General features: G+C 41.1%; 12 protein-coding genes. 9 read left to right on the top strand and 3 right to left on the bottom strand.

What is annotated here, in order from left to right; genetic code table 11:
* Positions 1–89: 89 nt before the first annotated feature.
* Together ABUA31_RS05320 and ABUA31_RS05315 are read right to left on the bottom strand one after the other, a co-directional pair.
* Positions 90–1,616, bottom strand: coding sequence for a CoA-transferase (locus ABUA31_RS05320; protein WP_015534080.1), 1,527 nt, complete (start codon positions 1,614–1,616; stop codon positions 90–92).
* A 42-nt stretch (positions 1,617–1,658) separates the two neighbouring features.
* Positions 1,659–2,003 carry a helix-turn-helix domain-containing protein gene (locus ABUA31_RS05315; RefSeq protein WP_022216066.1) on the bottom strand — a complete coding sequence of 115 codons (345 nt, stop codon included), beginning with the start codon at positions 2,001–2,003 and terminating at the stop codon, positions 1,659–1,661.
* 130 nt (positions 2,004–2,133) lie between these two features.
* Here ABUA31_RS05315 and ABUA31_RS05310 point away from each other — a divergent pair, with 130 nt between their 5' ends.
* Entirely contained in the window at positions 2,134–2,514 is a 381-nt protein-coding gene (locus ABUA31_RS05310; protein ID WP_022216065.1) for a PBECR3 domain-containing polyvalent protein, read from the top strand.
* A 238-nt stretch (positions 2,515–2,752) separates the two neighbouring features.
* Here ABUA31_RS05310 and ABUA31_RS05305 read toward each other — a convergent pair whose 3' ends face one another.
* Complete coding sequence (locus ABUA31_RS05305; RefSeq protein WP_349093078.1) at positions 2,753–3,349, bottom strand: GNAT family N-acetyltransferase; 597 nt, start codon at positions 3,347–3,349, stop codon at positions 2,753–2,755.
* 292 nt (positions 3,350–3,641) lie between these two features.
* On the opposite strand from ABUA31_RS05305, the gene ABUA31_RS05300 reads away from it, so the two are divergent.
* The 8 genes from ABUA31_RS05300 to pglX all read left to right on the top strand — a co-directional run bounded on the left by ABUA31_RS05300 (position 3,642) and on the right by pglX (position 13,504).
* The gene (locus tag ABUA31_RS05300) at positions 3,642–3,935 is read left to right on the top strand and encodes a type II toxin-antitoxin system RelB/DinJ family antitoxin (protein WP_015534078.1); all 294 of its coding nucleotides are present in this window, start codon (positions 3,642–3,644) and stop codon (positions 3,933–3,935) included.
* Positions 3,925–4,239: a type II toxin-antitoxin system RelE/ParE family toxin gene (locus ABUA31_RS05295; RefSeq protein ID WP_349093077.1), complete on the top strand. Its 315-nt coding sequence runs from the start codon at positions 3,925–3,927 to the stop codon at positions 4,237–4,239. Before ABUA31_RS05300 ends, ABUA31_RS05295 begins: the two co-directional genes overlap by 11 nt.
* A gap of 221 nt (positions 4,240–4,460) precedes the next feature.
* Entirely contained in the window at positions 4,461–4,679 is a 219-nt protein-coding gene (locus tag ABUA31_RS05290) for a helix-turn-helix domain-containing protein (protein WP_002578407.1), read from the top strand.
* A gap of 14 nt (positions 4,680–4,693) precedes the next feature.
* Complete coding sequence (locus tag ABUA31_RS05285; RefSeq protein WP_349093076.1) at positions 4,694–5,299, top strand: DUF1819 family protein; 606 nt, start codon at positions 4,694–4,696, stop codon at positions 5,297–5,299.
* Positions 5,300–5,309: 10 nt separating this feature from the next.
* Complete coding sequence (locus ABUA31_RS05280; protein ID WP_349093075.1) at positions 5,310–5,870, top strand: DUF1788 domain-containing protein; 561 nt, start codon at positions 5,310–5,312, stop codon at positions 5,868–5,870.
* Positions 5,871–5,883: 13 nt separating this feature from the next.
* Positions 5,884–9,432: a BREX system P-loop protein BrxC gene (gene brxC, locus ABUA31_RS05275; protein ID WP_349093074.1), complete on the top strand. Its 3,549-nt coding sequence runs from the start codon at positions 5,884–5,886 to the stop codon at positions 9,430–9,432.
* A gap of 12 nt (positions 9,433–9,444) precedes the next feature.
* Positions 9,445–10,065, top strand: a complete 621-nt coding sequence (locus ABUA31_RS05270) for a DUF8453 domain-containing protein (RefSeq protein WP_349093073.1) — start codon at positions 9,445–9,447, stop codon at positions 10,063–10,065.
* Entirely contained in the window at positions 10,058–13,504 is a 3,447-nt protein-coding gene (pglX, locus tag ABUA31_RS05265; protein WP_349093072.1) for a BREX-1 system adenine-specific DNA-methyltransferase PglX, read from the top strand. The genes ABUA31_RS05270 and pglX overlap by 8 nt, the downstream gene beginning before the upstream one ends.
* Positions 13,505–13,517 lie beyond the last annotated feature (13 nt).

Here is a 13,517-nt window from a genome sequence, read left to right as displayed (position 1 = left end):
ATGTACATAAAAGATCGTGGGAAGATTTTGAGTAGGGATCTTCTCACGATCTTTTAATATATTAGGATTTACTTTTCTCAGCCTTCTAGCTATCGCAGCCTTTCATCCACCTCAACCTTGAAAGGAAGCTTGTTCAGAATGTCATGTTCAAGATCAATTCCCGGGTACACTTCTATGAGTTTGAGTCCCTTTTCAGTAAGCTCAAATACGCATCGTTCTGTGACGTATATAACCCTCTGCCTGTTTGCCAGCGCACGTTTTCCTGAGAAACTGATGCTTCTGACATCGTTTACGAACTTAGGAATGCTTCCCTCGTTTTTGATGGTCACGATGCCGTCATTGTCCTCCACGGCAAGCCCCTTCGTATCAAATGTGAGACAGAACACAACGGTTGCTGTCTTGGCGGTGATATTTGCAAATCCGCCTACACCGGCAAATGCGCCAGGACCCTTGTGGGCATTTACATTCCCGAACCTGTCAACCTCGATCCCGCCCATGAAACAGATATCAAGACCGCCATTGTTGTAGAGATCAAACTGGTTTGCCATGTCATAGATGGAGTCCGCGCCAATGACAGCGCCGAACACCTTGCCCGATGCAGGAAATCCGCCTACACCTCCGGATTCTACGGTCAGGGTTATCTTGTCCAGAATACCGTTCTCTCTGGCATACTTGGATACAGTCTCCGGAATTCCAACACCTATGTTGACTATATCGTCCGGTTTTAATTCCAGAGCGGCCCTTCTTCCAATGATCTCTGCGCTTGTATTGACGACATTCTTTGTCTTGGTACGACCGGAAAGCATCTCAGCCCAGTCCTGCCACTGTGAATATGGAATCTCAAAACTTCCTGTCAGGGATTCGTATGATGCGTGTCTTGGCTCCGGCGGTATCTCAACGATAGCGTCAACCAGACATCCCGGAATAATGGTATTGTGAGGTCTTGATGGCCTTGCCACAAGTCTGTCAACCTGCACGATGACCTTTCCGCCATTTGCCTTTACAGCCTGACAGATGGACAGCGCATCTCCTGCGGTAAACAGATCCTCAAATGAGATGTTGCCCTTGCGGTCGGCAGCAGTTCCCTTGATGATAGCCACGTTGATAAGCGGCAGCTTGTAGTAGAGGAATTCCTCACCGTCCAGCTCGACGTATTTAACAAGTGAGTCATCCTTTGATATGTTGTTGATTCCCGGTCCCTCAAGTCTAGGATCGACAAATATATCGAGACCGACCTTGGAGAGTGCTCCCGGAAGTCCGCCGGCCTGTGCACGAATTGCGTGTGAGATACAGCCGAGTGGGAGATTGTATGCCTCAAATCTGTCCTCAAGGACAAGCTTCTTGGTGCTGTACATGGCTCCGAAATGTCCACAGATGATCTTGTCAACTGCGCCGTCTCTTATGTATCCCTCTGCCGCCTTGTTCTCATCCCACGCGCCAAAGCCCGCGCTTGATATAGCGGTGAGGTGCTTCGGCGAACCTGTCCTCTGGTATCTTTTATATAATGCCTCGTGAAGCTCGATTGGAATATCTATGCCGAGAAATGAGTTGAGTGCGATCACATCTCCGTCATTTATAAGATCCATTGCCTCGTCGGCTGTCATTATCTGGTACATTTGTTCTATCCTTTCGTTTATATAAAAATCAATCAAAATCTGCTATGAATTTATTAGCAGGTTACAATATGATAACATTCTTTGTAAGAGTTCTGTATCCTTGTTCTGACATAAATCAACAAGGGCAAAGAGCTCAGGATTCTTGTTTTTGTCAATTACGATTTGTGTCGCGGCCGGAGAATCCGAAAGACCGGTCAAATATTCAACAGATGTGTTAAAACATTGAGCAATAATTTCCAGCGTTTGCTGAGATGGGACTCTCTCTCCGTACTCATATCTGCAATATCCTATTTTGGAAAGATTGAGTCTCCTGGATGCTTCAGCCATAGTAATTCCCATATTTTCTCTCACAAATTTTAATCGTTCTGGAATTAATTTAGCAGACATTATTATTCCTCCTAGACTAAATATTGACAGTAACCATTGGATAATATAAAATAGATATATCCAATGGTTACTATACAACAAATAATAGCCTTATTCAACATTTAATATAGAATAGAGGGAGATATATAATATGCGAAATGAGGACAAGTTAATAAAAGTAGCACATTATAACACTAAACTCAATTCAGTATTAGGTTTTGATTATAGTGCTTTTACAATTTATAGATCTAAGGGATTGTTGACACATCTTATTAAAAGAAAGCATTTTGTTGCTGCAAAATACATTGATCGTTTAGATGATATAATTAGTCATCCAGACTATGCAGGATGTTATAATGGAAATATAGAGTTGGTTAAATGTTATAATGACAATATTTTTGTTTCAATCAAATTAGATGAAAAGGAATCAAAATATTATATTGCTACAGTATTTGATGTAAAAAAAGGAAAAATAGATTCATATGTAAAGTCAGGCAGATTGGTGCCGATATGTAGTAATATATTTGGTTAGATAAGATATCTTGACTTTATCGGTAAGCAATGGTATCATCATTGTATACATTTGACAAGCAGGAAAGGCACCCTGCGCTCCCTCGGGAACCTGATATGATGGATACGCCGCCCATCCAAATGTAAACATTAAATACTTAAAAATGTCAGATAAATATGAGCAATGATTTGGAGCTTATATCTATCTGACATTTTTAATTTGCGTCAGCAACGAGCTAAAGCGTGCTGCTCCTTGTTCCCTAATTAGGATATTTGATCAGATCGTACATCTTACCATAAGCGCCCATATAGCGCACGCCCTCAAGCTCCATGCCGAGATGCATGTATTTGTCGCACTTCGACTTGGCATCAGTCTCAAGGATGACTGGAACGTGCAACCTGTTTCCCTCAGAGAAGGCCATGTCAAGAACTTTCCTCATGTATCCCTGTCCCTGGTATTGTTCGCGGACGCAGACCATGCCGACGAATATAAAATCTTTCTTCTCTTTCTTCATTCGATCTTGAAGAGATCTGCCTCCCTTGGACAGAGCTTTTCCCATGCGGATCATTTCTTTAAGGCTCATATTGCGAAACAGAGCTTTGAGGATAGCCATGCCAGCTTTGAGATTCATTTTTTGTCCCGGCAGGGTATAGGCGATATACCCCTCGCCGCGTTCGCTAGTCGCGTAGAGCATTTGTCCCTCAAATGCCATACGAACGTAGCCGGCTATGTAATTTGCCACTGCCTCTTTGCTGCTGTAGAACACGCCCATACCTGTTTCTTGCCCGTAGTCGTAATATCCAAACGCATGGCCGATATCCTCGGCTGCCTGTTCATCCCATTTTGTTATCTTCATAGCATTTTCTCCGTTCAATAATTGTGTTGTAATTTCTAATTCCACCCATACGGTTAGATACATCTAACCGTAATCATATTATCATATATAGAGTGAAAATGAAACTATGATCTCATTCAGGATGACATGATAGAAATATATGAAGATGTGAAGGATGCCGATGTCATAGTGTTTGCATATGAAACATCACTACTAAAACAATACATTTGTATTGAATTGGCATAAATTAAGTATTATAATTTATAAAGAAGCGGTGGAGTTGCATATTATTAATACTAGGAGGTGCATGAGAATGGCAAGCACAATACAGGTAAGGGTAGACAATGATCTTAAGTCAAAATCAGATAAATTATTTCATGATCTTGGAACAGATACTACGACAGCTATAAGAATTTTTCTTACCCAGGCAGTTGCAAATAATGGATTTCCATTTGAGATAAAAAGGGTTGTTACAGATCCATATGTGGCAATGACAGAGGAACAGATGATAGACAAACTGGCGAAGTCAAGACAACATGCTGAAAAAGGTGAATGTCGTGATGCTGATGTTGTGATAGATGATATGAGGAAGAAGTATGACTTATGAGGTGGTTTTGACAAAAGATGCAGAGAATGATTTGGATAATTTTATTCAATATCTCTTATTTGAAAAACATAGTAAACAGGCTGCAGCAAATGTTCTTCAGGACTTTGAGAATACGAAAAGAAGTTTGGAAAAAATTGCTTCAAGTTTGAAACTATGTGATAATCTGCGCTTGAGAAAGCTGGGATATAGAAGAATTAATTTTGAAAGACATAGATATTTTATGTTATATCGAATAGAAGGAGAACGTATTATAGTAGATAATATATTTCACGAATTACAGGATTTTGAGGGAAAAATGACATAGAACAATCTGTAGAGAGATGAACATTAAAGATTGGGAAGCGATACAATACGCTTCCCATTTTTTACATACAATGGGTTATGTTATCTATGATTTTGAAATGCGATATCTAAGAATTGAGATGTGATTTGAGATATATCAGATTGTTCAAAACGCATTTCTATGATATGATGAAAAATACAGTGTGAACAAATAATTTAAACAAATAAGGCTGAGGTGAAAAAATGGCAGTTAGTTACAAGAAATTGTGGAAATTGTTAATTGATAAAGAAATGATGAAGAAAGATCTGCGTGCAATGACAGGAGTTAGTACAACAACGATGTCTCGATTATCAAAAGATGAAAATGTAAGTACAGAGATTCTGTCAAAGATATGTTCTGCTTTGAATTGTGATGTGGGAGATATCATGGAATTTGTTCCGGATAAAAAAGAGGAGCAGTAAGGAGGTACGGGAACATGGATCATTCTTATCCTTATATTGCGTCTTTGACCAGAGAGCCGTTCCTTTTCTACGAAATGCGTTCTACCGCAAAGCTAATGGTAGAAGGAAATTCAGATGATGCGATTATAAAAGAAATTGTAGAGCAGAATCTTTTTCAGTACCCAACGGAAAAATCTATCACACGCATGGCAAAAGCCTGTATAAAACGGCTTCATGCACTGGAAGATGATTCGCTGGTTGCTGCGATTGCGTCACAGCCAACGGATGTAGCAAAACAGATTTGTCTTTATGCCTTGATGAAGCAAAGCCGACTGGTCTGGGAATTTATGCTGACCGTCATTGGCGAGAAGTACAGATTAAGGGACACGTCTTTTGGTAAGATAGATTTGAATACATTTTTTATGCGCTTGCAGGAGCAGAATGATACCATGGCTTCCTGGAGCGATACTACAATAACAAAGTTAAAACAGATTATTGCCAGAGTGCTTGTTGAAACAGAATATCTCGACAACCTAAAGGCAGATCATTTGAACCCAGTATGGCTGCATCCTGTTTTGGAGAATGCCATCAGAAGCAATGGTGATATGGCGATACTGCCGGCGTTTAATTGCTTTTCTTAGGAGGTAGCCAATGAGTGACATAAAAGAACGCCTGGACAAAGTTCGGGCATTGATTCAGGAACCGGAGTTCCTGGAAGGCAAAGGACTCAGCAATGAGGTGAATATCAGAATCTTCTGCTATGAACCGGAGAATGAAATGGCTGTCCGCCATTTTGTGAATCAGTTGGAAACCGATCAGTCCTTAGATTGCCATTTGATCGTTTGTAATTTATATAAAACATTTCTCTCTATCTGCGATGATATGGACATCACAGATGCGATTCCCGATATGGAAGAAGCTGACGGAAGTGCTTATCTTCTGGAGCAGCTTAACTCCGCAATCGGTAATGGAGAGTTCATTGATAAAATCCAGTATGAGCCACACGAACCGGGGGATGTGCTGATGCTGACAGGTGTGGGCGAGGTGTTCCCGTTTATGAGAATCCATACGTTACTGGAAGCCTTGCAACCGTATTTTTCGGATGTTCCGATTTTGGTTATGTATCCGGGTGAGTTTGATGGGCGCCATGTAAAACTGTTCAATCGTTTGACACCAAATGATTATTACCGGGCATTCAATGTCATAGATTAAGGGGGATAAAGCCATGATGATTCGAGATATGTTTGCGGATGATATTAATCGCAAAATCAATGGTGTAATTAAAGTAGATCAGGCTGCTGATGATGTAATCGAGCAGGAGTTAAATGAATATGTCATTACCAGAGAACTGAAGAAACACTTCATCACTTTCTTCAACTATTATGGAGATGCCTTTGACCAGCCTACGGCTGATATGGGTGTTTGGATTTCCGGTTTCTTTGGAAGTGGTAAATCTCACTTTCTGAAAATGCTTTCCTACCTTCTGGAAAATAAAGAGGTAAAAGGTATTCGGAGTGTAGAACGTTTTCGTAAAAAGTTTGAGGACGATCCGGCAACTTTTATGCTGATCGACCGTGCCACGAAGGGACAGACGGAAACCATTCTTTTCAATATTGATATTGAAGGCTTCAGCAATAAAGACAAGACGGCTGTACTTCGTGTCTTTGCAAAGATGTTCTACAACCATCTGGGATTTTACGGTGAAAATCTGAAAGTTGCTATGATGGAGCGTTATATTGACCAACAGGGAAAAACCGAGGAGTTCCGCAGAGTTTTTGAAGAAAAGAAAGGCAAACCTTGGCTTGAAATGCGCCGTGCTTTTGCTTTCAATGGCAAGTTCATCATCCCGACATTGATGGAAGTTCTGGATATGAGTGAGGACGATGCCAAGGCATGGTTCAATGATAAAACCGCAACAGAAATTTCTATCGCACAGCTTGTGGAAGATATGAAAGTCTATGTAGATACTAAACCGGCAAACTTCCGTCTGCTGTTTATGATTGACGAGGTTGGTCAGTATGTTGGCACAGATACTGATATGCTGTTGAATCTCCAGTCTCTGACTGAAAAAATCGGAAGTGAGTGCGAAGGCAAGATTTGGGTGATCTGCACTGGACAGGAAGCGATTGATGAAATCATCAAAGTTCGTGCTGATGAGTTCTCCCGTATCCAGGCACGTTTCAAGACAAGATTGAGCTTATCTTCTTCCTCCGTGGATGAAGTTATCCAGAAGCGTATCTTGAAAAAGAAGCCGGAAGCAACGAAAGACCTGGAAGGTGTTTATGAGCAGAATGATTCTGTTCTTCGTAACCTGTTCAGCTTTAGCGGTTCTATTCTGGATATTAAAGGTTATTCCGGTCCGAGAGAATTTACAGAGAACTTTCCATTCGTACCGTATCAGTTCATCATCATGCAGAAAGTATTTGCTGAAATCCGCAAGCACGGAAATTCCGGCAAACACCTGTCTGGTGGTGAGCGTTCCATGCTGTCCGGTTTCCAGGAAGCTGCACAGAAAATTCAGGAGAAGGACGAGTATGCACTTGTGCCGTTCTTCCGCTTTTATGATACCGTACATACTTTTCTGGATGGTTCAATTCGTCGTGTAATTGAGCGTTGCCAAAAAGCTGCCGACAACGGTGATGGCATCGAACAGCAGGATGTAGATGTACTGAAACTTCTGTATCTGATTCGGTATATTGATGATATTCCTTCCAATCTGGACAATATCGTTATCCTTATGGCAGACGATATTCGTGTAGATAAGATTATCATGCGTGAAGCTGTCCGTGGATGCCTTGACCGTCTGATGAGCCAGAACTATATCGGCAGAACCGGAGACACTTATAACTTCCTGACGGATGAAGAACAGGATATTCAGCGTGAAATCCGAGACACCAATGTGGATACTGCTTCTATCGTGGAGCGTATTGCTCAGATGATTTACGGTGATATTTTCACAACCAAGAAGTTCCGTTATGGAAAATATGACTTTGCTTTCGATCAGATGGTGGACGGCATTACAGTTGGAGTGGCAACAGGTGGTATGCGTCTGCGTTTCCTGACCGTTGCTACTGATGCCATTGAAAAAACAGATTACCGTCTGATGGCAGAGTCCAAAGGTAATGAAGCAATCGTAGTTCTGGCTGATACGCCTTACTATGAATCTCTGGAATCTGCCATGAAGATTCGTAAATATGTAAAACAGCGAAATGTAAGCCAGTTGCCTAAGAGTGTGCAGAAAATCATCAGCGACCAGCAAGACGAAGCCACAAAATATGAAGAGAGTGCTATGGTCGAATTACAAAATGCCATTGAAGGAGCGCAGTTCTATGTAGATGGGGAACATCTGGAAATCAAAGCCGGAAATGCCAAGAGTAAGATTGATCAGTCTTTGGAATATCTGGTTTCTCATGTCTATAGCAAGCTCGACTTGATTACAGATAATGCAGGCAGTGATGCAGATATTATTGCGATTCTGACAGGTGCGGTAACAGCACTTCCGGGCATGGAACCAAACCGTGATGCTGTTTCTGCTATGGAAGAATATCTGGAAATGCAGGATGCGAAAAAATTGCCGACTTCTATGGCAGATGTACAAAGCAAATATAGCGCAATTCCGTATGGATGGAAAGAAATCGATATTGCTGCGGTTGCGGCACAGCTGATTTATTCCCAGAAAGTGACCATTAAGTATGCAGGCAATACCATTCAGCCGGACGATCCGAAACTACCGGATATGCTCCGTAAAAAGAGTGAAATCGGTAAGACGTCTATCAGCAAACGTAAAAATATTTCTGCTACGATGATACGTGATGTTAAAGAAATACTACGGGAGTATTTTGATGTCATGGATGTACCGGATGATGAAGATGGGCTGATTCGCTTTGTGACTGAGAAATTTGGTGAACAGCGTGATTACTATACTTCTCTGGATGCCCGTTATGACGGACATAAATACCCGGATCGTGCATTGGTGCAGGAAGCCATTCATCTGATGGATGATGTACTTTCCCAGAAGAAAGACAATATTGCCCTGATTGAGCGTGTGTTGAACAAAGAGGATGCTCTCTTTGATAACAAGGAAGCCATGAGCAACGGCATTGAAAACTTCTTCAAGACCCAGGTAACAGTATTTGATCAGGCAGTGCAGTTTGAAAAATCTCTGCATGACGATCTCGACCGTATTGCAGAAAATGAGGAAGCACATAAGGCACTGAATACCATTCGTCTGATTACGATGGTTCAGACTGGAAGCAAGTTCAACTATACTCGGATTCGTGAATTGAATCCGTTAATAGATACGGTTCGTACCGCTCATGATAAGATGCTGGAAGAAAAACGTGCCGAGGTTCTGGAAACGGTTCGTCAGTGTATGGAAGCAACCCACACTGTCGCAAACGGCGATTCCAAAGCATCCCATCTGATTGAAAAATCAGACCGATATTTCAGTCAGTGTAAGGAAAAAATTGCAGAATTAAAGAGCCTTGCTCTTTTGGATGCTATGTTCCTGCCAATGTGCCAGTACAAGGATGATACGGTCAGCAATATCGAGTCTATTCTGGCTCCGCCTGCACCGAAGCCGCCAGTGCAGCCGACACAGCAAGAAAAAGAAACTGCTCCTGTAAAGAAAAAAGTGGTTCGTGCCTATAACCGTCAGGTTGTATTCCAGGCAAAGACCTTGCAGACGGATGCAGACATTGATGATTATGTAGAGAAGATTCGTTCTCAGCTGAAGCAACTCTTGAAAAATTGCGATGAGATCAAGCTGAATTAAGGGGGCGTGCCTATGGAAGAATTACTTGAAAGACTGGTTGTTGCGGTTGAACAGCAAAATTCAGCTTTTCCTTGGGATAGTGTAATTTCAGTATTAGCACTCATTGCTTCATGGGTTACAATTTTCTTTTTGCTCAAGGAACGAAGTGAGAAAAATCGCCCTTATATGCAAATATCGTTTGAACTTGTTCGTTCAACTTTGGCGTGTATTGTTTTAAGAAATGTTGGAACTGTTCCACTGGAAGTAAAAAGTTTGACTTTTAATGAAACTTTCACCAAACAGTTGCAAACGAAAACGCAGGAACGATTAAAAAAGAAAGAATCAACGAGTATTGTGATTTTTCCAGGGCAGAAATGGATTATTTCATTTGATACAAATGTTTTTAATATCATAAACGAATTTAATGAAAAAACGGTAAGGATTGGTTATAAATACTCTAAGTATAGAAAGAACAAGTCCTATAATGAAACTATTGAAATTGATTTTTCAGAGTATGGAGGATTTTTAGACTACATTTCAGAAGTGGACGAGTTTAAGAATAGTGTTGATAATCTGAAAAAATCAATGGAGAGCATTGATAAGGATATTAAAAAAATGGCTGTTCTAATAGAAGATGGAGAAAATTATGGATAAGAATGCGATTAAAAAATTTGCTGTCTGGGCAAGAACAGAGTTGATCGCTCGTGTTTCCCTGAAAGGTGTGGAATACGGTATCACAGAGGACAAGATTGAGGATGCTAATGCGGACAGCGTTGGCGGTAAAGTTCTCACTGCCGATGAAAAGAAGCAGCGTCAGGCACTGATTGCCGAGATTAACGATAAAGGATATAAGCAGGTCATGGAGGAGGTTGCCTACACTTGGTTCAACCGCTTCTCTGCTCTGCGATTCATGGAAGTAAACGGTTATCTTCCTTCCCATGTGCGTGTATTCACGGATGAGGAAAACAACTTCAAGCCGCAGATTATAGCCGAAGCCATTCATCTGGATTTGGATGGATTAGATATGGAAAAGGTCTATGAGCTGAAAGATGTAGAAAAGACCGAAGAACTGTATAAATATCTGCTGATCGTGCAGTGTAACGCGCTGAATAAGATTCTGCCGGGAATGTTCCAGAAGATTGCGGATTACACGGAGCTTCTTCTGCCAGACAACCTGCTTCGTGAAGGCAGCGTCATTCAGCAGATGATCGAGCTGATACCGGAGGATGACTGGAAGGATGCTGTCCAGATTATCGGCTGGCTGTATGAAGCATATAACATCGAAAAGAATGAATTGGTTTACAATGGCAATATGTCAAAATCAAGAATCTCCAAGGAACTATTGCCAGCAGCAACAACGATTTTTACACCAGATTGGCCTGCTCGTTATATGGTAGAGAACAGCCTTGGTCGTTTATGGCTGGAGGGACACCCGGATGTGAAAGAGCAGCTTCTGCCGACAGAGGAAGAACAGTCTGCTTATGCTGCCGGAAATTGTGACCCAGAAGATAGCAAATGGCACTACTATCTGGAAGAAGCCGAGCAGGAGCCGGAAGTGCAGGCACAGCTTGCAGAGATTCGAAAAGAATACGCCGCACTGACACCAGATCAGCTGAAAGTCATTGACCCATGCTCCGGTTCCGGTCATATTCTTGCATATATGTTTGATGTGCTGATAAAGATTTATGAATCCTACGGCTATACCACCCGTGAAGCAGTGGCAAGCATTGTGGAAAATAATCTTTATGGTTTGGATATAGATGACCGTGCGGCACAGCTGGCTTACTTTGCGGTAATGATGAAAGCCCGTCAGTATGACCGACGCTTTTTCAGCCGCGGCATTCAGCCCCATGTATATGCTATTGTGGAGAGTAATCATGTAGATAAATTCGCTATGTACTATTTCTGCAATGGCGATATGAAGCTCACAGCTGCTATGGATACCATCATCAAAGAGATGCATGATGCAAAGGAATATGGTTCTATTTTGAACATAACACCGCAGGATTGGTCTGCATTGTATGATCGTTTTACTGAGATTACGGAAGATATCAATATGTCCCGTGAGACGGCACTCAGAGAATTACTGCCGTTGGTGCAGGTGGCGGAAGCATTGGCACAGAAGTATGATGTGGTTGTGACGAATCCGCCGTATTTAGGTAGTTCGAGATTTAGTCCTAAATTAGATTCATTTGTAAAAGAGCATTATCCAGATGTAAAAACAGATATTTCAATGGTAATGTTTAAACATTCTTTGAGAGATTTATGCAAAGATAAAGGATATGTTTCCTTTATTACAACAACTTCATGGATGTTTTTATCGAGTTTTGAAAAATTACGAGAGTATGTGATTGATGGATATACTTTTGGTTCGTTGGTTGATTTTGGAACAGAATTATTTGAAGGTAAGGTAGGGCATAATTCAATCGTGGCATGGGTGAATTGCAAGTCAAACATTAAAGCAAATATGACAGCAATACGATTAGTGGACTATTGTTATTCAAAGCGTGATGAAAAAGAAGCAGAGTTCTTTAATTCTCAAAATCTCTATGTTTCAAATCAGAATAAATTTAAAATGATACCAGGAAGTCCTATTGCATATTGGTGGGAGAATTTCAAAATTTTTTCATTGCCGCAAGTTCAAGATTTCTATGAATCTGCAGGGAGAAATAAAACACATAACAATGAATTATATACAAGAAATTGGTGGGAAATATGTGATATGGACAGATGGCAGCCGTATGCAAATGGAGGTCCTTTCAGAAGATGGGAAGGAAATTCTCTTGATGTTGTTGATTGGTCTATTGCCGCTAAAGAGTTTTATGCAAGTCATGGAGGTTTATATAATCAGAAGTATTGTGGAAAGAGAGGTATTTGTTGGAATTTAATTACATCTTACAAAAATGGCTTTAGAATAAAATATAAGAATTATCATTATAGCTCTGCCGCACCCACTATTATTGCAAAAAAAGAAAATTTTGATTTTTGGATGCTTGCATTTTTGAATGGGATTGTAGCTTCTACAATTTTAAACATGTATAATCCTACACTTAATACAACTGTTGGAGATATTCTTAGTTTACCAGTCCAGTTCAAGAAAAGAGAACAAATTGAACCTATTGCAGATAAAAACGTAGAACTTTCACAAACTGACTGGGATTCTTTTGAAACCTCATGGGACTTTCAGCACCATCCACTGCTTCGTAAAGTTTCTACCATTGCGGAAGCCTTTGAACAATGGAAAACGGAATGTGATGATCGTTTTAATCAGCTGAAAACTAATGAGGAAGAACTGAACCGTATTTTCATTGACATTTATGGCTTGCAGGACGAGCTGACACCGGAAGTTGAGGACAAGGATGTCACTGTCCGCAAGGCTGACCTTGGCAGAGATATTCGTTCTTTCATTTCCTATGCGGTTGGCTGTATGTTTGGTCGCTACTCTCTGGATGTGGATGGTCTTGCTTATGCAGGTGGGGAATGGGATGCCAGTAAGTATGCTTCTTTTGCTGCTGACAAGGATAACATTATCCCGATTTGCGACGATGAATACTTCGATGATGATATTGTTGGTCTGTTCGTGGAGTTCGTGAAAACCGTTTATGGTGCAGATACTCTGGACGAAAACCTGAAATTCATTGCGGATGCTCTGGGCGGCAAAGGTCAGCCGAAAGATGTGATTCGGAACTATTTCCTGAATGATTTTTATAAAGATCATTGCAAGATTTATCAGAAACGCCCGATTTATTGGTTATTTGACAGTGGTAAGAAAAACGGCTTTAAGGCCCTGATTTATATGCACCGCTATCAGCCGGACACCATTGCCCGTATTCGTACCGATTATGTGCATGAACAGCAGGCTCGTTATCGTACTGCTATTGCTGATCTGGAACAGCGTATTGCAAATGCTTCCACTGGTGAGCGTGTGAAGCTGAATAAAAAGCTGACCACCTTACAAGCACAGGATACTGAGATCAGAACCTATGAGGAAAAAATTCATCACCTTGCCGACCAGATGATTTCTATTGATCTGGACGATGGCGTGAAGAAGAATTATGCAATTTTTCAAGATGTGTTGGCTAAAATAAAGTAAGTAAGGGGGGAGC

The organism is Coprococcus sp. RTP31081st1_H1_RTP31081_211007 (assembly GCF_040227275.1).
Taxonomy (GTDB): Bacteria; Bacillota; Clostridia; order Lachnospirales; family Lachnospiraceae; genus Coprococcus; species Coprococcus aceti.
Note: the sequence above shows the minus strand (reverse complement) of the source record. Positions and strands in the feature narration are given on the sequence as shown.

Bases quoted from the DNA above. Each gene is read 5' to 3' on its own strand.
- ABUA31_RS05320 (WP_015534080.1), bottom strand. From the start codon at position 1,616: ATGTACCAGATAATGACAGCCGACGAGGCAATGGATCTTATAAATGAC.
- ABUA31_RS05315 (WP_022216066.1), bottom strand. From the start codon at position 2,003: ATGTCTGCTAAATTAATTCCAGAACGATTAAAATTTGTGAGAGAAAAT.
- ABUA31_RS05310 (WP_022216065.1), top strand. From the start codon at position 2,134: ATGCGAAATGAGGACAAGTTAATAAAAGTAGCACATTATAACACTAAA.
- ABUA31_RS05305 (WP_349093078.1), bottom strand. From the start codon at position 3,349: ATGAAGATAACAAAATGGGATGAACAGGCAGCCGAGGATATCGGCCAT.
- ABUA31_RS05300 (WP_015534078.1), top strand. From the start codon at position 3,642: ATGGCAAGCACAATACAGGTAAGGGTAGACAATGATCTTAAGTCAAAA.
- ABUA31_RS05295 (WP_349093077.1), top strand. From the start codon at position 3,925: ATGACTTATGAGGTGGTTTTGACAAAAGATGCAGAGAATGATTTGGAT.
- ABUA31_RS05290 (WP_002578407.1), top strand. From the start codon at position 4,461: ATGGCAGTTAGTTACAAGAAATTGTGGAAATTGTTAATTGATAAAGAA.
- ABUA31_RS05285 (WP_349093076.1), top strand. From the start codon at position 4,694: ATGGATCATTCTTATCCTTATATTGCGTCTTTGACCAGAGAGCCGTTC.
- ABUA31_RS05280 (WP_349093075.1), top strand. From the start codon at position 5,310: ATGAGTGACATAAAAGAACGCCTGGACAAAGTTCGGGCATTGATTCAG.
- brxC (WP_349093074.1), top strand. From the start codon at position 5,884: ATGATGATTCGAGATATGTTTGCGGATGATATTAATCGCAAAATCAAT.
- ABUA31_RS05270 (WP_349093073.1), top strand. From the start codon at position 9,445: ATGGAAGAATTACTTGAAAGACTGGTTGTTGCGGTTGAACAGCAAAAT.
- pglX (WP_349093072.1), top strand. From the start codon at position 10,058: ATGGATAAGAATGCGATTAAAAAATTTGCTGTCTGGGCAAGAACAGAG.